At 72.0% G+C, this 21,509-nt stretch carries 19 protein-coding genes; 14 read left to right on the top strand and 5 right to left on the bottom strand.

Annotated features, from left to right (window positions below; translation table 11 throughout):
- Window positions 1–379: 379 nt before the first annotated feature.
- Window positions 380–1,678: a serine hydrolase domain-containing protein gene (locus ABT352_RS40335; RefSeq protein WP_350950348.1), complete on the top strand. Its 1,299-nt coding sequence runs from the start codon at window positions 380–382 to the stop codon at window positions 1,676–1,678.
- A gap of 242 nt (window positions 1,679–1,920) precedes the next feature.
- Here ABT352_RS40335 and ABT352_RS40330 read toward each other — a convergent pair whose 3' ends face one another.
- Together ABT352_RS40330 and murA are read right to left on the bottom strand one after the other, a co-directional pair.
- Window positions 1,921–4,260: a transglycosylase domain-containing protein gene (locus ABT352_RS40330; protein WP_350950347.1), complete on the bottom strand. Its 2,340-nt coding sequence runs from the start codon at window positions 4,258–4,260 to the stop codon at window positions 1,921–1,923.
- 52 nt (window positions 4,261–4,312) lie between these two features.
- Complete coding sequence (gene murA, locus ABT352_RS40325) at window positions 4,313–5,629, bottom strand: UDP-N-acetylglucosamine 1-carboxyvinyltransferase (protein WP_350950346.1); 1,317 nt, start codon at window positions 5,627–5,629, stop codon at window positions 4,313–4,315.
- A gap of 107 nt (window positions 5,630–5,736) precedes the next feature.
- Between murA and ABT352_RS40320 the strand changes: the two genes are divergently transcribed.
- Window positions 5,737–6,276 (top strand): hypothetical protein, encoded by a 540-nt coding sequence (locus tag ABT352_RS40320; protein ID WP_350950345.1) that lies wholly within the window; start codon window positions 5,737–5,739, stop codon window positions 6,274–6,276.
- Window positions 6,277–6,312: 36 nt separating this feature from the next.
- Here the strand turns inward: ABT352_RS40320 and ABT352_RS40315 are convergent, their stop codons facing one another.
- Together ABT352_RS40315 and ybaK are read right to left on the bottom strand one after the other, a co-directional pair.
- On the bottom strand, window positions 6,313–7,701 hold the full coding sequence (locus ABT352_RS40315; RefSeq protein WP_350950344.1) for an amidase: 1,389 nt from the start codon (window positions 7,699–7,701) through the stop codon (window positions 6,313–6,315).
- A gap of 223 nt (window positions 7,702–7,924) precedes the next feature.
- Window positions 7,925–8,425, bottom strand: coding sequence for a Cys-tRNA(Pro) deacylase (gene ybaK / locus ABT352_RS40310; RefSeq protein ID WP_350950343.1), 501 nt, complete (start codon window positions 8,423–8,425; stop codon window positions 7,925–7,927).
- A 99-nt stretch (window positions 8,426–8,524) separates the two neighbouring features.
- Here ybaK and hisD point away from each other — a divergent pair, with 99 nt between their 5' ends.
- The 12 genes from hisD to ABT352_RS40250 all read left to right on the top strand — a co-directional run bounded on the left by hisD (window position 8,525) and on the right by ABT352_RS40250 (window position 20,835).
- Window positions 8,525–9,832, top strand: coding sequence for a histidinol dehydrogenase (hisD, locus tag ABT352_RS40305; RefSeq protein ID WP_350950342.1), 1,308 nt, complete (start codon window positions 8,525–8,527; stop codon window positions 9,830–9,832).
- 67 nt (window positions 9,833–9,899) lie between these two features.
- A complete protein-coding gene (locus ABT352_RS40300; protein ID WP_350950341.1) occupies window positions 9,900–10,970 on the top strand; it encodes a histidinol-phosphate transaminase in 1,071 nt (356 codons plus the stop codon).
- A 5-nt stretch (window positions 10,971–10,975) separates the two neighbouring features.
- Complete coding sequence (gene hisB, locus ABT352_RS40295) at window positions 10,976–11,590, top strand: imidazoleglycerol-phosphate dehydratase HisB (protein ID WP_350950353.1); 615 nt, start codon at window positions 10,976–10,978, stop codon at window positions 11,588–11,590.
- A 55-nt stretch (window positions 11,591–11,645) separates the two neighbouring features.
- Window positions 11,646–11,801 carry a CG2302 family histidine operon protein gene (locus ABT352_RS40290; protein ID WP_350950340.1) on the top strand — a complete coding sequence of 52 codons (156 nt, stop codon included), beginning with the start codon at window positions 11,646–11,648 and terminating at the stop codon, window positions 11,799–11,801.
- On the top strand, window positions 11,798–12,433 hold the full coding sequence (gene hisH / locus ABT352_RS40285; protein ID WP_350950352.1) for an imidazole glycerol phosphate synthase subunit HisH: 636 nt from the start codon (window positions 11,798–11,800) through the stop codon (window positions 12,431–12,433). Before ABT352_RS40290 ends, hisH begins: the two co-directional genes overlap by 4 nt.
- A gap of 18 nt (window positions 12,434–12,451) precedes the next feature.
- Window positions 12,452–12,793, top strand: a complete 342-nt coding sequence (locus tag ABT352_RS40280) for a hypothetical protein (RefSeq protein ID WP_350950339.1) — start codon at window positions 12,452–12,454, stop codon at window positions 12,791–12,793.
- A gap of 4 nt (window positions 12,794–12,797) precedes the next feature.
- Complete coding sequence (gene priA / locus ABT352_RS40275) at window positions 12,798–13,529, top strand: bifunctional 1-(5-phosphoribosyl)-5-((5-phosphoribosylamino)methylideneamino)imidazole-4-carboxamide isomerase/phosphoribosylanthranilate isomerase PriA (RefSeq protein WP_350950338.1); 732 nt, start codon at window positions 12,798–12,800, stop codon at window positions 13,527–13,529.
- A gap of 49 nt (window positions 13,530–13,578) precedes the next feature.
- On the top strand, window positions 13,579–14,349 hold the full coding sequence (hisF, locus tag ABT352_RS40270) for an imidazole glycerol phosphate synthase subunit HisF (protein WP_350950337.1): 771 nt from the start codon (window positions 13,579–13,581) through the stop codon (window positions 14,347–14,349).
- Window positions 14,350–14,863: 514 nt separating this feature from the next.
- Complete coding sequence (locus ABT352_RS40265) at window positions 14,864–16,552, top strand: serine/threonine-protein kinase (protein WP_350950351.1); 1,689 nt, start codon at window positions 14,864–14,866, stop codon at window positions 16,550–16,552.
- Window positions 16,549–19,575: an AfsR/SARP family transcriptional regulator gene (locus tag ABT352_RS40260; RefSeq protein ID WP_350950336.1), complete on the top strand. Its 3,027-nt coding sequence runs from the start codon at window positions 16,549–16,551 to the stop codon at window positions 19,573–19,575. The genes ABT352_RS40265 and ABT352_RS40260 overlap by 4 nt, the downstream gene beginning before the upstream one ends.
- A 77-nt stretch (window positions 19,576–19,652) precedes the next feature.
- On the top strand, window positions 19,653–20,288 hold the full coding sequence (locus ABT352_RS40255; RefSeq protein WP_350950335.1) for a hypothetical protein: 636 nt from the start codon (window positions 19,653–19,655) through the stop codon (window positions 20,286–20,288).
- Window positions 20,272–20,835, top strand: coding sequence for an OmpA family protein (locus ABT352_RS40250; RefSeq protein WP_350950334.1), 564 nt, complete (start codon window positions 20,272–20,274; stop codon window positions 20,833–20,835). Before ABT352_RS40255 ends, ABT352_RS40250 begins: the two co-directional genes overlap by 17 nt.
- Here ABT352_RS40250 and ABT352_RS40245 read toward each other — a convergent pair.
- A complete protein-coding gene (locus ABT352_RS40245) occupies window positions 20,819–21,313 on the bottom strand; it encodes a Uma2 family endonuclease (RefSeq protein WP_350950350.1) in 495 nt (164 codons plus the stop codon). The two genes, ABT352_RS40250 and ABT352_RS40245, sit on opposite strands and share 17 nt — an antisense overlap.
- Between the last annotated feature and the right edge of the window lie 196 nt (window positions 21,314–21,509).

Raw genomic sequence — 21,509 nt, 5'->3', positions numbered from 1 at the left:
CCCCGGGCACCCCCACCCCCCGGGTGGGGTCGGTGTAACCCGCCCCGGCGGCCGCGGGGGGGGCGGCCGCGCTATCCCCCCCCCCCCGCCCCGTGTCATGTGGAGAGCCAATGGTCCGCTGTCCGGGCGAGAAGTTCACCTCGGGGCGGCGGGGGTGGCCGCCGACGCGCCGTCAGCCTTCGAAAGTCCTCGAAAGGCGAGCTCATGCCGGGCGGGCACGGTGCCCCGACGCCTCCGGCATGACATTTTGCATCGACGCGCCTCCTGGCCGTCGTCCTGGTGGACGAAAGACAGGTCGTCCCTGAAGAGGAGGGAGGATCGGGCGGGAATTGCGATGATCGACATGTCGTATGTTTCGGATCTGAGGAGCTGACAGCCGATGACTCTCGTGCGACCTGCTCACCCTGGACGGGCGATCGCCGGCCTCGGGTTGAGCACGATACTCATGACCTGGGCCGTCGCGCCTCCGGTATCCGCCGAACCGGCCCCCGCGCCCTCGGTGACGGCCGGTCGGGAGGCCGGGCTCGACAGGGAGGCGCTCCGGCGGAGCCTCGGCGCGATCCACGAGGCCGGCATGTACGGTGTCTACTCCGCCGTCCGCGACGGCGGGGCGAGGTGGCTCGGGGCGGCGGGGGTCGCCGACGTGCGGACCCGGCGGCCCGTCGACTCCCGGATGGTCCACCGGGTGGGCAGCATCACCAAGACCTTCACGGCCGTGGCGATCCTCCAGCAGGTCGAGCGGGGCCGCGTGGAGTTGGACGCCCCCGTCGCCCGCTACCTGCCCGGCCTGCTGCCGGACGAGCTGGGCCGCAGGACCACGGTCCGGATGCTGCTCAACCACACCAGCGGCATCGGCGACTACATCGCGGGCGCCTTTCCCTCCCTCGTCCAGGGGTCGCCGCAGAGCCTCGACGAGCACCGGTTCCGCAGAATCCGTCCGCTGGATCTGGTGAGATTCGGGCTGGAGGCGCCGCGCACGGGCGAGCCGGGGCAGGCGTGGTCGTACTCCAACACCAACTACGTGATCGCCGGTCTGCTCCTGGAGAAGGTGACCGGCAGCGGCGCGGAGGCGTACATCACCCGCCACGTGATCCAGGCGGCCGGGCTGCGCGACACGTCCTTCCCGCGCACGCCGGTCATCCCCGGGCCGCACTCCAAGGCGTACGAGGCGTTGTACGGCTACATCGACCCGCCGCGCGACTACAGCGTCTACGACATGTCGTGGGCGGGCACGGCGGGCGCCGTCGTCTCGACCATGGAGGACCTCAACAGGTTCTACCGGGAACTACTGGGTGGCAGGCTCCTCGCCTCCGCGCAGCTCGCCCAGATGCGGACGACGGTGCCGGTCACCAACGCCCAGGGCAACGTCGTGATGAACTACGGCCTCGGCATCTACGCCCAGGACCTGCCCTGTGGCCGGTTCTGGGGCCACGACGGCGGCGTGTTCGGCATGGGCACGTTCTCCCTGTCCGGTGAGGACGGCCGCCGCCAGCTCTCCCTGGGGATCAACCTCATGAAGTACCAGCCGCTCGACGCGAACGGTTACCCGCAGCCGCACGCGATCGACCACGCGCTGAACGAATACGTCCTCCGGGCGCTGTGCGGGTCCGCGCCGACGGCGAAGAGCGCCGGATCTGTGACGCTCTTCCCGACGCAGCAGGTGCTGGTCAAGCGCTGACCGGCCGGCATGTCCGCGGCCCGAAGCCGAGGCGGTCGGCTTCGGGCACGCCATGATGTCCCGCAGTCCAGGGGGCAGGTATGAACGGGTCCGTGCGGTCCACGCCTCCCTGGGGCGTGCCGAGCCTCTTACCGGCTACCTCGGCGCGGCCGGCCGGGGGCGCCGCCGTCCGGCCGAACAACGCGTCCGGCTTCTTCGGCCGGACGGTGACCTCACCGTTCCGGCGGCGCCCTGTGAAGGGGTCAGCGGTGGCGCGGGCGGTCGAGCCGGTAGGGGGTGCGGTACCGGCGGTGCGCGTCGTTCTCGCGGTACCGCCGCTCCTGACGATACCCGCGCTCCCGCCGGTAACGGCCCTCCTCGCGGAAGCGGCGTCCACCCTCTCCCCGGGCGTCGCGCCCCCCTCTGGCGCCGCGACGGCCCTCGCCGTCAGCGCCGTCAACGCCCTCCTCCTCGCGCTCCCTGGCGAGGGCCTCCTCCATGCCGGGGGTGAACCCACCGCCGAAACGGCTCATGTCGGGACGGCGGAAGTGGGTCTCGCGCGTACCGTCGAGGGCCGCCGACATCGACGAGACCCAGATCGGCCCCGGCAGTGAGGCGCCCTGGACCGAGCCGAAGTACTCGCCGCCGATCTCGACGTCGGTGAGCGGGTAGCGGTAGGAACCCCGGATGTCGCCCACGCTGACCGCCGCGGCCAGGTCGGGGGTGTAGCCGGCGAACCAGGCCGACGTGTACCCGTTGTTGGTGCCTGTCTTGCCCGCGGCGGGACGGCCGATGCTCTGACCGGTCATCGTCCCCTTGGTGAACACCCCGGACAGCAGGTGGTTGACCGCGTCGGCGACGGCGGGCTCGATCGCCCGCGCGCAGCTGGGCGGGATCTTGAAACGCCTGCCGTCCCGCTCGGCGATCTCGACGATCGCCGTCGGGCGGCAGTAGCGGCCCCGAGCCCCGAACGCGGCGAACGCGGCGGCCACGGTCACCGGGTCCATCTCGTTCACGCCGAGGGTGAAGGTCGGCACCTCCCGCAGCGGGGCGCCGTCGGCGCGGACGATGCCCAGGGCCTTGGCCGTCGTGACGACCGGGCACAGGCCCACCCGCTGCTCCAGCATCATGTAGAAGATGTTCACCGACTTCCAGGTGCCGGTGGACAGGCTCTGCGGGCCTCCCTTGCCCTCGCCGCTCGCGTTGAAGATCTCCGCGCCGGGATCGTTGACCTCGCGTCCCCGGCAGTCGGTGAAACCGCTGTCGGGGACGAAACTGCCGGGCGTCATGAAACCCTGGTCGAACCGCCAGCCCTGGGTGAGCGCGGTCGCGAGGGTGAACACCTTGAACGTCGAGCCCGCCTGGAAGCCCTGGCCGCCGCCGTGCGCCGTGTCGGCGGGCAGGTTGTAGGTGGTGTTGGGGCCGTTCTTGGAGTTGGCGGCGTTGCCGGGGTTGCTGCCGTACCTCTTGCTCGCCGCCATGGCCCGGATCCGCCCGGTGCCCGGCTGGACCATCGCCTCGGCCGCGACCTCGGTGTCCTTCCTGTCGACCCGCGCGGTGATGGCGCGCTCCGCGGCCCGCTGCGCCTTCGGCGACAGGGTGGTGCGCAGCACGAGGCCACCCTTGGCCAGGCGGCGTTCCCGCTCGGCGCGCGTGTGGCCGAAGGCCGGGTTGGTGAGCAGTTCCCGGTGCACGTAGAGACAGAAGTAGGGATAGGCGCTCCCGTCGCAGCCGCCGGGCTCGGGTTTGAGCCGGATGGCGAGCGGGCGCCTCTTGGCGGCCTCGGCCCGCGCCGGGGTGACGTACGACAGCTGGGCCATCCGGTCCAGGACGAGGTCCCTGCGCTCGCGCAGCCGCTGCCTGCGCCCGGCGTCCAGCGAGGGGTCGGTGGTGTACGGCGCGCGGACCGCCCCGGCCAGCGCCGCGGCCTGGGGCAGGGTGAGCCGGGCGGCCGGGACGGAGAAGAACCGCTGGGCGGCGGCCTCCACCCCGAAGGCGCCCGCGCCGAAGTAGGCGATGTTGAGGTAGCGCTCCAGGATCTCGGCCTTGCTGTACTTCTTCTCCATCGCCAGCGCGTACCGCAGCTCGGTGATCTTGCGCTGGATGCTGGGCGCGCGGGCACGGGCGCGTTCGGTGTCGCTCTCGGCGTTCTCGACCAGGATGTTCTTCACGAGCTGCTGGGTGAGCGAGGACCCGCCCTGCCGCACCCCGCCCGCCCTGGTGTTGGTGATCAGGGCGCGCAGGGTGCCCTTGACGTCCAGGCCCGCGTGCTCGTAGAAGCGCGCGTCCTCGATCGCCACGATCGCGTCACGCATCACGGGGGCGACCTGGGCGAGCGTCACCACCGTCCGGTTCTCCGTGTAGAACTGGGCGAACCGCTTGCCGTTCTTGTCCAGCAGCACGGTGCGCTGGGAGAGCGGGTTCTCCCGGGGGCTCGGAGGCAGGTCGGTGAGGGTCCTCGCGACGCCGTTGGCGGTGAGTCCGGCCGTGCCGACCAGTGGCAGCGCGGCCATGGCGGCGAGCAGCCCGCCGAACACCCCGCAGACCACCAGTCCGAGCAGGCACGCGCCGGGCCCGCGTCTCACCTCTGGGCGCGATGTCACGCATAGTAACGTGCGACCAGGTGATCACCTATAAACGCCCGATTGCCAATCCTTACCCGTCCTGCACCTTTTCTCGACTGATCTTCAGCCCGAGCGAGGCGAACTGCTCGAACGGCCGGTGGTAGCCCCGCTCGATATGGTGCACCCCGCGCAGGGTGGAGGTGCCCTCGGCGGCCGCGGCGGCGAGCACCGCCGAGAACCCGGCCCGGATGTCGGGCAGTGTCACGTCGGCGCCGCTCAGCCTGGAGACGCCGCGCACGACCGCCGAGTGCTTGGCGTTGGTGTCGTGGTAGCGGCAGGCGGGACCACCGAGGCAGACGTCGAACACCTCGATCTCGCAGCCCATCTTCTGCAGGGCGGGCACGTAGACCAGGCGGTTCTCGAACACCGTCTCGTGCAGCACCGACATGCCCTGGGCCTGGGTGAACAGCACCATCAGAGGCGTCTGCCAGTCGGTCATGAACCCCGGATGCGTGTCGGTCTGCACCGCCGCGGCCCGCAGCCCGTTCGGCGCGGACGCCGACAGGTAGTCGTCGGTGATGTCGACCTCGGCCCCCATCCTGGCCAGGGTGGTGATCGCGGTGACCAGCCGGTCCTGCGGGCAGCCGTGCACCCGCACCTGCCCGCCCGTGATCAGACCGGCGGCCAGGTAGGAGAACGCCTCGATGCGGTCGCCGTTGAGCCAGGTGGAGGCGCCATGCAGGCTCTCCACACCCTCGATCACGATGCGCCGGTCGGGACTGAGTTCGATGCGCGCGCCCATGCGCTGCAGGAACAGGGCGAGCTCCACCACCTCGGGCTCCATCGCCGCGCCCTTCAGCACGGTCTTGCCCTCGGCGAGCACCGCGGACATCAGGATCGTCTCGGTGGCTCCGACGCTGGGGTAGGGCAGTTCGATCCGGGTGCCGCGCAACCTCTTGGCCTTGGCGTAGACCCCGGTGTCGCTCACCTCGACCTCGGCGCCCATCGCCCGCAGCGCCTCGACGTGGAAGTCGACGGGCCGGCGGCCGATCGGGTCGCCGCCGACCAGCGGCACGAACGCCTCGCCCGCCAGGTGCAGCAGGGGGCCGAGCATCAGGATCGGGATCCTGTTGAGGCCGGTGAACGCCGCGGGAACGTGCGGGTTGATCTGCTTGCCGGGAGCGACGGAGATCTCGCCGGCGCTGATCTCCACGTCGATGCCGAGCGCCCTCAGCATCTGCGCGGTGATCCCCACCTCGCCCACGTCCGGGGCGTTCTGGATCGTGCTCTCACCGCTCCCCAGCATCGCGGCGACCATGTGCTTGGAGACGCCGTTCTTGGAACCGCGGACCTCGACGTCACCGCGCAGCGGCCCGGAGGGTTCGATCAGCCATACCTCTTCGTTCACTCCGCCAGAGTAACGGGATTCGGTCGAAGCCTCGGATGGCACCGGGCCGATAGGTATGTAACATCGGGCACATCTGCACAGAGGGTGAGGGAACCATGGTGCGAGGCGTGCGTGATTTCGCGATCACAGTGCTGGTGCTCGCGCTGATCGGGGTCGTCGCCGGGGTCCTGTGGTCGCTGGCCGCGCCGCGCCCTCCGTACGTCGTGACGGGCAGGGGGCCGCTGCTCGCCGATCCCTCCACGCAGGCGCTGATCGCCGCGGACGGCTGGTTCGCGGTGATCACCGGTGCGTTCGGCCTCGCCTGCGGGGCGATCGGCTACAGCGTGTCGCGCGGGGGCCGCCCGCTGCCGGTGGTGGTGGGCCTGGCGGCCGGCGGCCTGCTCGGCGCGCACCTGGCGCTGGTGGTGGGGGAGGCGGCCAACCTCGGCGCCGTGAGCGTGACCGCCTCGGGGGTGTCCGCGTCGCTGGTCGCGGGGCCGCTGAAGCTGACCGCCAGGGGGGTGCTGTTCGCGTGGCCGACGCTGGCCGCCGGTCTCTTCTTCGCGCTGGAGGGCATCGCGGGCTACCGCGACTCCCCGCTGCGCCGGCCTTTCGGCGGGGACGACCCCTACGGGCCGCTGTCGTCGTACGACATCAGCGGCCGGTAAGGCCCGGTAAGGCCCGGTAAGGCACGGTGAGAGGCGTCAGAGCGGCGGCCGGTGCGAGCCGTGGCCGGTGGCGCGCTCGAACGCGTGGGCGAGCCGCAGCACCGCCATGTCGGCGAACGGGCGCCCGACGATCTGCACGCCCACCGGCAGCCCGCCGGAGGTGAACCCGCACGGCACCGACGCCGCGGGGGCGTGCAGCACGCTGATCCAGTAGGCCGAGCGCATCCACGCCAGATAGTCGGGCAGCGCCTCCCCGTTGATCTCCGAGACGTGGGGGGCGTCCACCGGGAACGGCGGCACCTGGCTCACCGGCGCGATCAGGAAGTCGTAGGTGTCGAAGAAGGAGTTCATCCGCCGGTAGAGCCCGCTGCGCAGCCGCTCGGCGCGGGCCAGGTCGGCGCCGGTCACCTCCCGGCCCCGCTCCACGTTCCAGCGCGTGTTCGCCCCCAGGCTCTCCTGCGGCAGGTTTCCGAAGGAGAGCGCGTAGTACCACGCCCGGTAGATCCGGAAGGCGTCCTCGGCGGCCGACAGGTTCAGATCCACCCGTTCCACCCGCGCGCCCAGCTCCGCGAGCGCGGCCGGGGCGTCCGCGGTGACCTTCGCCGTCTCCGCGTCGACCGGCAGCCCGCCCAGGTCGGGGCTCCAGGCGATGCGCACCCCTGTCAGGTCGAGATCCAGCGGCCCGGCGAAGACGGAGCCGCTCTCGGTGATCGAGAAGGGGGAGGCGGCGTCGAACCCCGCCACCGCGCTCATCAGCAGCGCCAGGTCCTGCGCGGTGCGGGCCATCGGTCCCGGCACGCCGAGGGTGAACCAGGCCGCGACGGGTGACGGGGAGGGGACCCGCCCGGGGGTGGGCCGCAGCCCGGCCACGTTGCAGAAGGAGGCCGGGTTGCGCAGCGAACCGCCCATGTCGGAGCCGTCGGCGAGCGCCACCATGCCGGTCGCCAGCGCCGCCGCGGCCCCGCCGCTGCTGCCCCCGGCCGACCTCGACAGGTCGTACGGGTTGCGGGTGGCGCCGAAGATCTCGTTCACGGTGTGCGAGCCGGTGCCGAACTCCGGGGTGTTGGTCTTGCCGATCGTGATCGCCCCGGCCTCGCGCATCCGCCGCACGATCGGCGCGTCGGCGACGGGGACGTGGTCGGCGAAGATCGGCGAGCCGTAGGTGGTGCGGATCCCCGCGGTGTCGGCGAGGTCCTTGTGCGCGACCGGCAGGCCGTGCAGCGGCCCCCGCCACCGGCCGCGGGCCAGGTCCCTGTCGGCCTCCTCGGCCTCCCGCCTGGCACGCTCGGCCACCAGCGTGACGATCGCGTTGACCTTCGGGTTGACCTCCTCGATCCGCCGCAGGTGCGCGTCGAGCAGTTCGACCGCGCTGATCTGCCCGGTGCGCAGCAGCTCGATCATCTCGGTAGCGGTCAGGTAGTGCATCGTGCCCCCGATGTCCCCGGTCAGGTGTCTGTCTTCCCACCCGAGTCTGGCCGAACGTCGCCGCGTGTCGCGTCGGCAACCTTCGACAGGACCCGCCAGGGGGAGCGGGCCCGTCTTACAGGCCCGTCTTTTGGGCCCGTTCCGCGCGACCTCGGGAGAGCCACCAGGGCGACGGCGCCGAACCGTCTCCCGCACGCCTGTCCCGCGCGACCCCGGGAGAGCCTCAGTCGGCCTTGCCGATGGGGGCGGTGACGGCCTGGGTGAGCCGTACCAGCTCCGAGGGGTCGGTCTCGATCTGCAGCCCGCGCCGCCCGGCGGAGAAGTAGATCGTCGCGAAGCCGAGCGCGGAGGCGTCGACCACCGTGGGCAGGCGTTTGCGCTGCCCGAGGGGGCTGATGCCGCCGACCACGTAGCCGGTGACCCGCTCGACCTTCGCCGCGTCGGCCATCGTCGCCCGCTTGCTCTTCATCGCCGCCGCGAACGCCTTGAGGTCGAGTTTGCCCGCCACCGGCACCACCGCGACGGCGAGCCCGCTCTCCACCTCGGCCACCAGGGTTTTGAAGATCCGCTCGTACGGCACCCCGAGGGCGTCGGCCGCCTCCTCGCCGTAGGTCTGCGCGCCGGCGTCGTGCTCGTAGGGGTGCAGGGTGAAATCGACCTTGGCCTGGGTGAGTGCCACCGTCGCGGGGGTTCCCTGGCCGCCCTTGTTCTTGCTCTTGCTCACGGGGGAAGCGTAGCGGCTGGTTAAAATCTACATAGTAAAGGCGCCGTCCGGATAATGGACAGGACGATATCGGGTGGCGGACCTCCGTAGACTGAACGGGTGATTTCGCGTACCGACCTGCGAGGCCCTCTGCCGGAGGACCTTCGCGACGTGCTGCCCCGCGCCGACCTCGATGTCGAAGCCGCCCTGGAGAAGGTGCGGCCCATCTGCGAGGACGTACGCCATCGCGGGGCGGTCGCCGTGCGCGAGCTGACCGCCAGGTTCGACGGCGTCGAGATGGAGTCCACCCGGGTGCCCGCCGAGGCGATCGCCGGGGCACTGGAAGGGCTCGACCCGAAGGTGCGGGCGGCGCTGGAGGAGTCGATCCGCCGCGCCCGCCTCGTCCACCGCGACCAGCGGCGCGCCGACGTCACCACCCAGGTCGTGCCCGGCGGCACCGTCACGGAGCGCTGGGTGCCCGTCGACCGCGTGGGGCTGTACGTCCCCGGCGGCCGGGCGGTCTATCCCTCCAGCGTGGTGATGAACGTCGTTCCCGCCCAGGAGGCGGGGGTGCCCTCCCTCGCGGTCTCCTCGCCCGCGCAGCGCGAGTTCGGCGGGCTGCCGCACCCGGCCATCCTGGCGGCGTGCGCGCTGCTCGGCGTGGACGAGGTCTACGCGGCCGGCGGCGCCTCGGCGGTGGCGATGTTCGCGTACGGCACCGAGGAGTGCCCGCCGGTCACCATGGTCACCGGCCCCGGCAACATCTGGGTGGCCGCCGCCAAACGCCTGCTCAAGGGGCGAATCGGCATCGACTCCGAGGCCGGTCCCACCGAGATCGCGATCCTCGCCGACTCCACGGCCGACCCGGTGCACGTCGCCGCCGACCTGATCAGCCAGGCCGAGCACGACACGATCGCCGCCGCCGTGCTCGTCACCGACTCGGCGGAGCTGGCCGAGGGGGTCGAGCGGGAGCTGCCCCGCCAGGTCGCCGCGACCAAGCACGCCGAGCGGATCACCGAGGCCCTGTCGGGACGTCAGTCGGGCATCCTGCTCGTCGACGACATGGAGGCCGGGCTGCGCGTCGTCGACGCCTACGCCGCCGAGCACCTGGAGATCCACGCCGCCGGGGCGCACGAGCTCGCCGCCCGGGTGCGCAACGCGGGGGCGATCTTCGTCGGCTCCTACGCGCCAGTCTCGCTCGGCGACTACATGGCCGGTTCCAACCACGTGCTGCCCACCGGCGGCTGTGCCTGTCACTCCTCGGGGTTGTCGGTGCAGACGTTCCTGCGCGGCATCCACGTCGTGGACTACAGCCGCGAGGCCCTCGCCGGTGCCGCCGCCCACGTGTGCGTGCTGGCCGACACCGAGGACCTCCCGGCGCACGGCGCGGCGATCCGCGCACGATTCGACTGGGAGGTGCCCTCGTGAGGACCTCCCGGCCCGTGCTCACCGGGCGCGCGGCGATCCGCGCACGATTCGACTGGGAGATCCCGGCGTGAGGCTTGAAGACCTGCCGATCCGCGACGACCTTCGGGGGCGCACGCCGTACGGTGCCCCCCAGATCGACGTCCCGGTCAGGCTCAACACCAACGAGAACCCGTACGGGCCCTCCGCGTCCCTCGTCGCCGACCTGGCCGAGGCCGTACGCGCCCAGGCGGGCGAGCTCAACCGCTACCCCGACCGCGACGCGCTCGCCCTGCGCGGGGATCTGGCCTCGTACCTGGGGCACGGCCTGGCCGTGGAGCAGGTCTGGGCGGCCAACGGCTCCAACGAGGTGCTCCAGCAGATCCTGCAGGCCTTCGGCGGCCACGGCCGGGTCGCGATGGGCTTCGAGCCCTCCTACTCGATGCACCCGATCATCACCACCGGGGCCTCCACCGAGTGGATCTCCGGGGCGCGTGAGGACGACTTCGGGATCGACCCGGGCAAGGCCGTGGCCGCGATCGAGGAGCACCGGCCGGACGTCGTCTTCCTGACCTCGCCCAACAACCCGACCGGCACCGCCCTGGACCCGGCGGTGATCGCCGCGATCGTGGCGGCGGCGCCGGGGATGGTGGTGGTGGACGAGGCATACTTCGAGTTCGCCCGCGGTGGCACCCCGTCGGCGCTGACGCTGCTGCCGGACAATCCCCGGCTGATCGTCACGCGGACGATGTCCAAGGCGTTCGCGATGGCCGGGACCCGGCTCGGCTACCTGGCGGCCCACCCGGCGGTGATCGAGGCGTTGTTGCTGGTCCGGCTGCCGTACCACCTGTCCACGCTCACCCAGACGGCGGCGCGGGTCGCGCTCGCCCACAGCGCCGAGCTGCTCGGCGCGGTCGACGCGCTGCGGGCCGAGCGGGACGCGACGGTGGAGTGGTTGCGCGGCCGGGGGCTGACGGTCGCCGACTCGGACGCCAACTTCGTGCTGTTCGGGCTCTTCGAGGACCGGCACGCGGTGTGGCGGGGCATGCTGGAGCGCGGCGTGCTGATCCGTGAGGTGGGCCCGCCCGGGTGGCTGAGAGTTTCGATCGGTACCCCTGAGGAGATGGCGGCGTTCCGCGCCGCCCTGGAGGAGATCCTGTGAGCAGCATCACTGACGGTGTCGTGGTCGCACCGCGTCGCGGTCGCGTCGAGCGCGTCACCAAGGAGACCTCGGTGCTGGTCGAGGTCGACCTCGACGGCACCGGGAACGTCGAGGTGTCCACCGGTGTCGGGTTCTTCGACCACATGCTGAACCAGCTCGGCAAGCACGGGCTGTTCGACCTGACCGTGAAGACCGAGGGCGACCTGCACATCGACGCCCACCACACGATCGAGGACACCTCGCTCGCGCTGGGGGCGGCGTTCCGCGAGGCGCTGGGCGACAAGTCGGGCCTGCGGAGGTTCGGCAACGCCTCCTGCCCGCTGGACGAGTCGCTCGCGGAGGTCACGGTCGACCTGTCGGGACGCCCCTACCTCGTGCACAGCGAGCCCGAGGGCATGGCGCCCATGATCGGTGCGGAGTACGACACGACGATGACCAGGCACATCCTGGAGTCGTTCGTCGCCCAGGCCGCGATCTGCCTGCACGTGCGCGTCCCGTACGGCCGCAACGCCCACCACATCGTGGAGGCGCAGTTCAAGGCGCTGGCCAGGGCGTTGCGGGCGGCCTCCGAGCGCGACCCGCGCGCCACCGGGGTGCCCAGTACGAAGGGCGTGCTGTGACCTTCTCTCGCGGAAGTTCTCGCGGGGTTTCTCGCGAGGGGAGGGGGACGCGCCGGTGAGTGACAACTGGACGGCCGTCGCGATGGCCTTCGTGGCCCTCTTCCTCGTCGGCGGGATCGTCTCATTCCTCAAACAGGGTCTGAAGAAGGGCGCGGTGCTGCTCGCCGCCCTCGCGGCCCTGGCGACCACGGCGGCGGTGCTCTGGTGGTGAAGAAGAAGGTGACCGTTCTCGACTACGGCTCGGGCAACCTCCGTTCCGCGGAGCGCGCGCTGGCCAGGGTCGGGGCGGAGGTCACGGTGACGGCCGACTACGAGGCGGCGCTGGAGGCCGACGGCCTCGTCGTGCCGGGGGTGGGGGCGTTCGCCGCGTGCATGACGGGGCTGCGCGCCGTGCGGGGGGAGCGGATCATCGGCCGGCGCCTGTCGGCGGGGCGGCCGGTCCTCGGCATCTGCGTCGGCATGCAGATCCTCTTCGAGACGGGCGTCGAGCACGGCGTCACCTCCGAGGGGTGCGGGGAGTGGCCGGGCACGGTGGAGCGTCTGGACGCTCCGGTGTTGCCGCACATGGGCTGGAACACGGTCAAGGCGCCCGCCGAGACCGCGCTGTTCGCCGGGCTCGACGCCGAGACGCGCTTCTACTTCGTGCACTCCTACGGCGTGCGCTCCTGGGAGCTGGAGGCGGGACCGGGTTTCCCCGATCCGCTGGTCACCTGGGCCGAGCACGGTGTGCCGTTCGTCGCGGCGGTGGAGAACGGCCCGCTCGCGGCCACCCAGTTCCACCCGGAGAAGTCGGGCGACGCCGGTGCTCAGCTGCTCACGAACTGGCTCGGGACCCTCGCGTGAGCGTCCGGTGAGTTCTCGATGAGCAAGGAGCGGGCCAGGCGCAGAGCCGAGCGGGAGGCCGAGCAGGCACGCCAGGCGGCTCTGCGCGCCGAGCGGGAGGCCCGCCTGGCGCGGCGGCGCGAGCGGGTCGGCAGGGTGGTCGCGCTGCTGCCGGGCAGGCCGGTGCGCATCGTGTCCCAGGGCGGCATCATGGCCCGCCGCCGCCGGACGCAGAACGGTGTCGCGGCGGTGCTGTTCCTGATCGTCCAGGTGATCGTCTGGTTGTTGTGGTCCTCGTGGGCGGCCCGGTTCGGGGCGCTTGTCCTCTCTTTGTTGTTGCTACCGCTTCTCATCACCCTTGTCTTCGACCGGAGGTCTTGAACAGATGACGCTTGAGCTGCTCCCCGCCGTGGACGTCGCCGACGGTCAGGCGGTCCGCCTGGTCCAGGGCGCGGCCGGCACCGAGACGTCGTACGGCGATCCCCTGTCCGCGGCGCTCGCCTGGCAGGAGGCCGGTGCCGAGTGGATCCATCTGGTCGACCTGGACGCGGCGTTCGGCCGGGGCAGCAACCGCGAGTTGCTCGCCACCGTGGTCGGCGCGCTCGACGTGAAGGTGGAGATGTCCGGCGGCATCCGCGACGACGCCTCGCTGGAGCTCGCGCTGGCCACCGGCTGCCGCCGGGTGAACATCGGCACCGCGGCGCTGGAGAACCCCGCCTGGTGTTCCAAGATCATTTCTGAGTACGGTGACCGGGTCGCGATCGGTCTTGACGTGCGGGGTACCACGCTGGCCGCCCGGGGCTGGACCCAGGAGGGCGGCGACCTGTGGGAGGTGCTGGCCCGGCTGGAGAAGGACGGCTGCTCCCGCTACGTCGTCACCGACGTCACCAAGGACGGCACGCTGCGCGGCCCCAACCTCGACCTGCTTCGTGAGGTCTGCTCCCGCACCGACGCGCCGGTGGTCGCGAGCGGCGGCGTCTCGTCCCTGGACGACCTGCGCGCGCTGGCCTCGCTCGTCCCGATCGGCGTCGAGGGGGTCATCGTGGGCAAGGCGCTGTACGCGCAGGAGTTCACCCTCGAAGACGCCCTCGCCGTCGTCGCCGCCGCGAGTTCGTGAGGGGTCTTCGGATGACTTCCTTCCCATACTTGAAAGCGGGGCCTTCGCGATGACTGTCGCGGTACGAGTGATCCCCTGCCTGGACGTGGACGCCGGGCGGGTGGTCAAGGGCGTCAACTTCGAGAACCTGCGCGACGCGGGCGACCCGGTGGAGCTGGCCCGTCGCTACGACGCGGAGGGGGCCGACGAGCTGACGTTCCTGGACATCACGGCCTCCAGTTCCGACCGGTCGACGATGTACGACGTGGTCAGCCGGACGGCCGAGCAGGTGTTCATCCCGCTCACCGTGGGCGGAGGGGTGCGCGCGGTCGAGGACGTCGACAGGCTGCTGCGGGCCGGCGCCGACAAGGTGAGCCTGAACACGGCGGCCCTCGCGAGGCCCGAGCTGCTGACCGAGGCGTCGCGGCGCTACGGGGCGCAGTGCATCGTGCTGTCGGTGGACGCCCGCAGGATCGTCGACGGCCCGCCGACGCCGTCCGGCTTCGAGGTGACCACGCACGGCGGACGCCGGGGCACCGGTATCGACGCGGTGGAGTGGGCCCGGCGGGGCGAGGAGCTCGGGGTGGGGGAGATCCTGCTCAACTCCATGGACGGTGACGGTACGCGTCACGGCTACGACCTGGAGCTGATCCGGGCCGTACGGGCCGAGGTGTCGGTTCCGATCATCGCGAGCGGCGGGGCCGGTGCCGTCGAGGACTTCCCGCCCGCGGTCGAGGCGGGGGCGGACGCGGTGCTGGCGGCGTCGGTGTTCCACTTCGGGCAGCTCAAGATCGGCGATGTCAAGGAGACGCTGAGGGTGGCGGGGCATCCGGTCCGCTGACCTTGTTTGTTTCGCTGTACGGCGAAGTGGTCGTGGCGGGGTGGGTGAGGTTCTTGGCGTGTGGGCGTTGTCGGGTTTCCGGGGGATGTGCCGGTCGGTTCCGGGGTGGTGGGACGTGCCGGTCGTTCCGGGGGACGTGCGGGTCGGTTCCGGGGTGGTCGGGCGGGGTTCGCGCTGCGGCGGGCCGGTGCTCCGGGCGGCCGTCGTGGTGAGGGTCTGGTGGTTCAGGCCTCCGGCCTGCTCGAGCGCTTGGGGTTGCGCTTTTTTATAAGCCGCCCGGAACACCGGCCCGCCTCCGCGCACGGCTGCTCCGTCGCATGAGGGTGCGGGCCGTAGTCGCTCCGTTTCCGGCCGCCCAGGGTGCTTTCCCACGCTGAAGCCTTCGTGCGGGGAGGGTTGTTGGATGATCGCCGTAGCTGAAGCGCCACTGCGGAAAGGAGCTCAGGGTTGAGCTCTTTGGTGTACAAAATGCCGGTGTGCGCGGATTTGACAGCATAGGGTGACTCCGGTGAACATGATCGGCGGCTACGTGCTCAGACGTGAGCTGGGCCGGGGTGGCATGGGCGTGGTGCACCTCGCCGCGACCCCCGCAGGGAGCCTGGCCGCGGTGAAGGTGATCCATCCGCACCTGGCCCGCGACCCCGCCTTCCGGCGGCGCTTCGACCGCGAGGTGGCGGCGGCGCGCAGGGTGGCGAGGTTCTGCACCGCCCCGGTGCTCGACGCCGGGGTCGAGGACGGCGTCGCCTACCTCGTCACCGAGTACGTCAGGGGACCCGACCTGGCGCAGGCCGTACGCGAGCAGGGGCCGCTGACCGGCGCCAACCTGGAGGCGCTCGCGGTCGGAATCGCGACAGCGCTGCACGCGATCCACGGGGCCGGGGTGATCCACCGCGACCTGAAACCGTCGAACGTGCTGCTCTCGCCCCTCGGCCCGCGCGTGATCGACTTCGGCATCGCGCAACTCGTCGACACCGAGAGCCTGGCCAGCCAGGCGATCCTGGGCACCCCCGCGTTCATGGCGCCCGAGCAGGTGCGCGGTGAGCCGCTCACGCCGGCGGCCGACGTGTACGCGTGGGGCGGGGTGATCGCGTTCGCCGGCACGGGACGGTTGCCGTTCGGCGGTGGCTCGCCGTCCGAGGTCCTCTACCGGATCGTCAACGACGGGCCGAACCTCGAAGGTCTCGACGAGAGCGTGCGCGCCGTCGTCGAGAGGGCGATGGCGAAGGACCCCGCGCGGCGGCCGAGCGCCCAGCGTCTGCTGGACGAGCTGGTCGGCGGCCGGCCGACCCCGGCGACGGCGAGTCAGGTCGTCGAGCGCGCCTGGGCGGGCGGGGGGCCGGTCGCGCCCGGGGGAGCGGGCCTGCGGGAGGGCTCGGCGGTGGCCGCAGGACCGGGCGTGGCCGGAGGGCCGGGTGTGCCGGGGGGATCGGGTGTGTCCGGGGAACCGGTCGTGATCGGGGGACCGGTGCTGTCCGGGGAGCAGGCTGCGGTGGGGGGATCGGTCGTGGTCGGGGCACCGCCTGTGGTCGGAGAGCCCGGACGGTCCGGTGTCGCGGTCGTTGAAAGGCGGCGGTGGCCCTGGGCGGCGGGTGTCGCCGTGCTCGTGGCGGTCCTGGTGAGCGGGGTGACGCTGTACGCCGGTTCAGGCGCGCCCACGTCGCCGTACCATGCCGATTTCGCCGAGTCGTGGGCCGTCGGCGCGTCCGACGGCGGCAGCACCGAGCTGGACGGCGGGGTCTACCTGCTGACCGCCAATCCCGGATGGCGGCTGTGGAAGTCCGCCCCCTTCTCCGAGGGTTCCGCCGGGGGTGTCGTGGTCAGCTCCAGGATGCGGCTACGGGAAGGCTCGGGGGAGTTCGGCGTGTGGTGTCGCGGCGACGCCGATACCGGAGACCGCTACGAGTTCACGGTCACCGCCTCGGGCGAGGCATCGATCACCAAGCGGCACGACGGGCGGGGTGTCGTCCTGCACGGACCCGTACGGATGAGGAAATCCGCTGACAACCGGGTCGTCGCCCGATGCGCGCAGCAGGGCGAGCGGGTCGTCCTCGGCATGTGGCTCAACGAGGAGCCGGTCGGGGAGACCGAGGACGCTCAGGACCCCTACGGCCCCGGAGCCGTCGGCGTCCACGCGGCACCGGACACGGCCACACCCGTCCGGGTCGGGTTCCAGTCGTTCGAGGTACGCCCGGCGGAGGGGTGAGCGTGCGGTTCGGGGTGCTGGGAGCACTGCGGGTCGTCGAGGGCGAGCGTGACCTGACGCCCGGCCCCGCCAAGCACCGCGCGCTTCTGGCCGCCCTGCTGCTGAGGCCGGGACGGACGCTGACTGTCGGGCGGCTGATCGCCGAGGTGTGGGGAGAGGAGCCGCCCGCCTCGGCGGAACCGGTGCTGCGGGTGTACGTGAGCGCGCTGCGCAAGCTCGTCGACGGGATCCGCACCGTGCCCGGCGGCTACCTCCTCGACGTCGACCCCGAGCAGGTGGACACGCACAGGTTCGAGCGCCTGGTGGCCGCGGGCAGGCGGGCCAGGGACGCGGGCATGAGCGCGGAGGCGGCCCGCGAGCTGCGTGCCGCCCTGGCCCTGTGGCGGGGACCCGCGCTGGCCGACGTCGACTCCGCCGAACTGCGGCGGGCGTACGCCCTACCGCTGGAGGAACTGCGGCTCACCGCGCTCGAAGAGCGCGTCGAACTGGACGTGGCGCTCGGACGTGGCGCGGAGGTGACGGGGGAACTGCGCGCGCTCGTGACCTCGCATCCCCTGCGGGAGCGGGCGTGGGCACAGCTCGTCCTCGCGCTCGGCCAGGCGGGGCGCCGGTCGGAGGCGCTGAGCGCCTACCGGGAGGCGCGGCGGCTGCTCGTCGAAGAGCTCGGCCTTGAGCCGGGTCCCGAACTGAACCGGGCACACGAGCGCGTGCTGAGGGGGGACGCCCTCGCGCGGATCGTGCCTGGCGAGTCGGCGGGGGGTGTTCCTGTGCGGGTCGTGCCCAACGAGATCGTGCCTGACAAGGCGGCGGGGGGTGTTCCTGTGCGGGTCGTACCCAACGAGATCGTGCCTGACAAGGCGGCGCGGGGTGTCTCCGTGCGGGTCGTACCCAACGAGACGCCGCCGGACATCGCCGACTTCACCGGGCGTCAGCGCGTCCTGGATCGGATCCGCCGGTCCGTGCCCGCCGCGGGGAGCGCGCCCGTCCACCTGGTGCTGCACGGGCCCGCGGGGGCGGGCAAGTCCGCGGTGGCGGTCCACGCGGCCGGCGGGCTCGACTTCCCCGGCGGACGGTTGTACGCCTCGCTCGGTGCCAGGACGCCGGGCGCGGTGCTGGAGGACCTGCTGCGCTCACTCGGCTGCCCCGAGGGTGCGGTTCCCGCTCACCTGGCCGAGCGGACGCGCCTGTACCGCAGCCTGGTGAGCGGGCGGCGGCTGCTGGTGGTGCTGGACGACGCGGCCGACGCCGCTCAGGTGCGCCCGCTGCTGCCCTCGGGGCCCGGTTGCCTGACGCTGGTGACCAGCCGCTCGCCGCTGTCCGGCCTGGAGGCGGCGCGCGCCTTCGAACTCGGCGTGTTCGACACCGACGAGTCCGTGGAGATGCTCGCGCGGGTGGTGGGGGAACGACGGGTGCGGGCCGAGCCACGGGCGGCCGCGCGGATCGCGGTGTTGTGCGGCGGACTGCCGCTGGCGCTCAGGATCGCCGGGGCCAGGCTCGCACGGCGGCCCGGCTGGACGCTGGAGCACCTGGCCGGACGCCTTGAGGACGAGCGCGGCCGCCTCGACGAACTCAGCGCGGGAGATCTGGCCGTACGCGGCAGTCTGGCGTTCGGCTACCGCGCGCTCTCGGATCGCGAACGCCTGCTGCTGCGCCGCCTCGGCGCGTTGTCCGCGCCCCACGTCGCCCCGTGGGCGGCCACCGCCGTTCTCGGGGCGCCCGCCGAGCGGCTGCTGGAGGCATTGGCCGAGGCGGGCCTGCTGCGCTCGCGCGGACTCGACGCGAGCGGTCAGGAGAGGTACGACTGCCACGACCTGACCAGGCTTTACGCCGCCGAGCGCCTGGAGGCCGAGGAGGGACCGCCCGCCCGGGTCCTCGCCGCCGCCACCGGGGAGATCCTCGACCGCGCCCGGCGGGCGAGGACGCTGCTGCTGCCCGCCGAGCCGGGGTCCGGCCAGACCGTCGCCCGTACGGCGGAGCAGGCCGCGGACCTGGACACCGCGCGGTTGCGGGAGTCGGCCCGCTGGCTGGCCGCCGAGCGTGGTTTTCTGGTCGCGGCCGTCGCCGACCTCCAGCGGGCCGGCCTGGACGAGGCGACCTGGCGGCTCGCCTTCTACCTGACCCCGTTCTTCGAGCTGGGCGCGTACCGCGAGGACTGGAACACGGTCGTGGAACTCGGCCTGCGGGCCGCCCGGCGCACAGGCCGTCGCCACGGTGAGGCGCTGCTGCTGCGATCCCTGGCCGACCTTCGCCGTACGGAGGGCCGTCTGGAGGAGGCGGCCGACGCCCTCGGGCGGGCGCTTCCGCTCACCGAGGCGCACGAGGTGGCCCGCACCCGCCACCGGCTCGGTCTGGTGCGTCTCGCCCAGGGGCGGCGTTCGGAGGCGGAGGCCTGCTTTGTCGCCTGCCTGGCCGCGTTCTCGGCGGCGGGGGATCGGCGCGGCAGGGCCGATGCGCTGCGTGCCCTCGGTGGGGCGCGGCAGGCAGGCGGCGGGGCGCGGCAGGCAGGCGGCGGGGCGCGGCAGGCCCTCGGTGGGGCGCGGCAGGCCGAGGACCTGCTGCGCGAGAGTCTCGCCGTCTACCGGGAGCTGGGCGATCCGCGCGGTGAGGCGGCCGTCTCGCTCGATCTCGCGGGGCTTCATCTGGAGCGGCGGCGTGTGGCCGAGGCGCGCGAGCGGGCCGAACGTGGCCTCGGTCTGGTCAGGCGTCTGGGGGACCGGCTCCCCGAGGCCGCGGGGCTGGTGCTTCTGGCGAGGGTGGCCCTGGCGGAGGGGCGGCCCGACATCGCCCGCGGGGGCGTGGAGGAGGCGCTGGGGACGTTCCGCGAATACAGGGACCGCCGGGGTGCCGGGCGGGCGCTGCTCACTCTGGCGGCGGCACTTTTAGATCTTGATGAGGTGGATGGGGCGGTTGGTGCTGTATCGGATGCTGTGGGAGAGTTTGACGCTCTCGGCGACAAGGACGGCCTCGCCGAGGCCGAAGAGCTCGCCCGTGAGGTGTCGCGGCGCCGTGGCCTGCGCGTATAGCGCGCTATACGGTTTCTGAAGGCGGATCTCCTACGGTCGGGCTCGATGTGATCCACAACGGGCGGAGGCGGTACGGGATGCGAAGAGGGACCACGCCGGTGGCGGTCGTGGCGGTGACGGCCGCGATGCTGAGCGGCTGCGGGATGCTTCCTGGGCAGCAGGGGGGCGGTGGCGAGGAGAGGCAGCCGGTCTCGCAGAAATCGCAGGAATCGCAGGGCTCACCGGAGGAGCGGGCGACCAGTACGGCGGATGTCACGGAGGCCACGGCGACCGGCGATCCCGGTGAGCCCGCGCCCGCGGAGCAGGAGAGGGTGATCGCCCGCAGGGAGGTCAAGGCGAGCGGCGCGGACCTGACCGTGGAGATCACCGGTCTCAAGCGCCAGGGCCGGCTGTCCACGCTGACCTGGAAGGTCACCAACAACAGCGACGACCGGTGGCAGATGAACAGCGACATGGGCGACACCCCGGGCGGCCTCGGTCTGACCGTGGCCGGGATCAGCCTGGTCGACCCGGTCAACGGCAAGCGGTACGTCGTCGCGCGCACCGGGAAGTATCCCCGGGCCAAGTGCCTGTGCTCCGATTACGACGTGTTCACCGAGGCCGGCGAGGTGCTGCCCCTGCACGCCACGTTCGCCGCCCCGCCGCCGGACGTCACGAAGATCAATGTGGACCTCAAGGTGCTGGGTGTGTTCACCGATGTCCCGATCTCCTGAGCGCCTCACGATCCTGTTCCTCGGACTCGCCCTGGTCGTCACGGGGTTCGTGCCGGCCGCGTGGGCGGATCCGGGCGACGACGCCGTGGCCGAGGTGGAGGACGTCATCGCGCTCGTCGAGGACGTCGTCGCCGAGGTGGAGTCCCTCGACGGCGCCGAGAGCGAGTCGCGGCAGGGCGAGAAGGTCACCGTGGCGCTCACCAGCGACGTGCTGTTCGCGCTCGACAAGGCCGTGCTGACTTCCAGGGCGAAGCAGCGGCTGGTGCGGGTCGCCGCGAAGGTCCGGGCCGACTCCGCGGGCGGGACGGTCGGGATCGAGGGACACACCGACGACCAGGGCGACGACGCCTACAACGCCGCGCTCTCGCTTCGGCGGGCGCAGGCCGTAAGGCAGGCACTCCAGGGGACGCTGACGGGTGTGACCTTCCGGGTCGAGGGCTTCGGCGAGAGGCGGCCCCGGGTGCCCAACGTCGTCCAGGGGCGGGCGCTGGAGGAGAACCGGGCGAAGAACCGGAGAGTGGAGATCGTGTTCACCGCCAGAGAGTGAGGCTCGGGGGCTTCTGTGATGCTTCGAGGTTGGGCGTGTGTTGCCTGTTTCGCGGTTGAGCGTGTCTTGCGGTGTGGGGCCGGGCAGGGTGGCGGCGGTACCGGGGGGCGGCTACCTGCCTGTAGAGGTCGCCGTCGAGTTGATAGACATCGATGAACAGGGTGTTCTGATCGATGATCCAATACCACTCGCACTTGGTCCGGGCGTAGCGGTTCATCTTGGTGAGGCGGTCGCGGTTGGAGTTGGTGGACGTGACCTCCGCGAGGATCTCGATCTCGTGGGGTTCCACGTAGAGGTCGCTGTCGGTGCCGCGCTGGAAGACGGCGACGTCGGGGGCGAACACGGTGTCGGAGTTGAGGCGGTAGTTGACCGGCCCCTCCACGTCCAGGTCCAGATCAAGATCCAGAAGGCACGCCTCGATGGCGTTGATGAGACGGCGGGCGATGCGCTGGTGCCGTATGGAGGGCGCGGGGGTCATCACCAGAACCTCCTGAGGATGTTCCGGCCTTCAGGCTGGGGAGGAGTCGGGGGCGGGAGGGCCGCCGAGGCCCGAGCGTGTCCTGATCGGTCGGTCATTGAGATCGGCTTCTTTCTGTGTCGTGTAGCCGTAGCCGTCCGCGCGTTGAAGATGGCGGACATGGCGGTGGTTGATCCCGGTGATGCGGCCGTGCCGG

Origin of the sequence: Streptosporangium sp. NPDC000563 (assembly GCF_040299985.1) — a bacterium.
Classification (GTDB): Bacteria; Actinomycetota; Actinomycetes; order Streptosporangiales; family Streptosporangiaceae; genus Streptosporangium.
The sequence above is the reverse complement of the archived record's forward strand: the minus strand, read 5'-3'. Positions and strand labels throughout refer to the sequence as shown.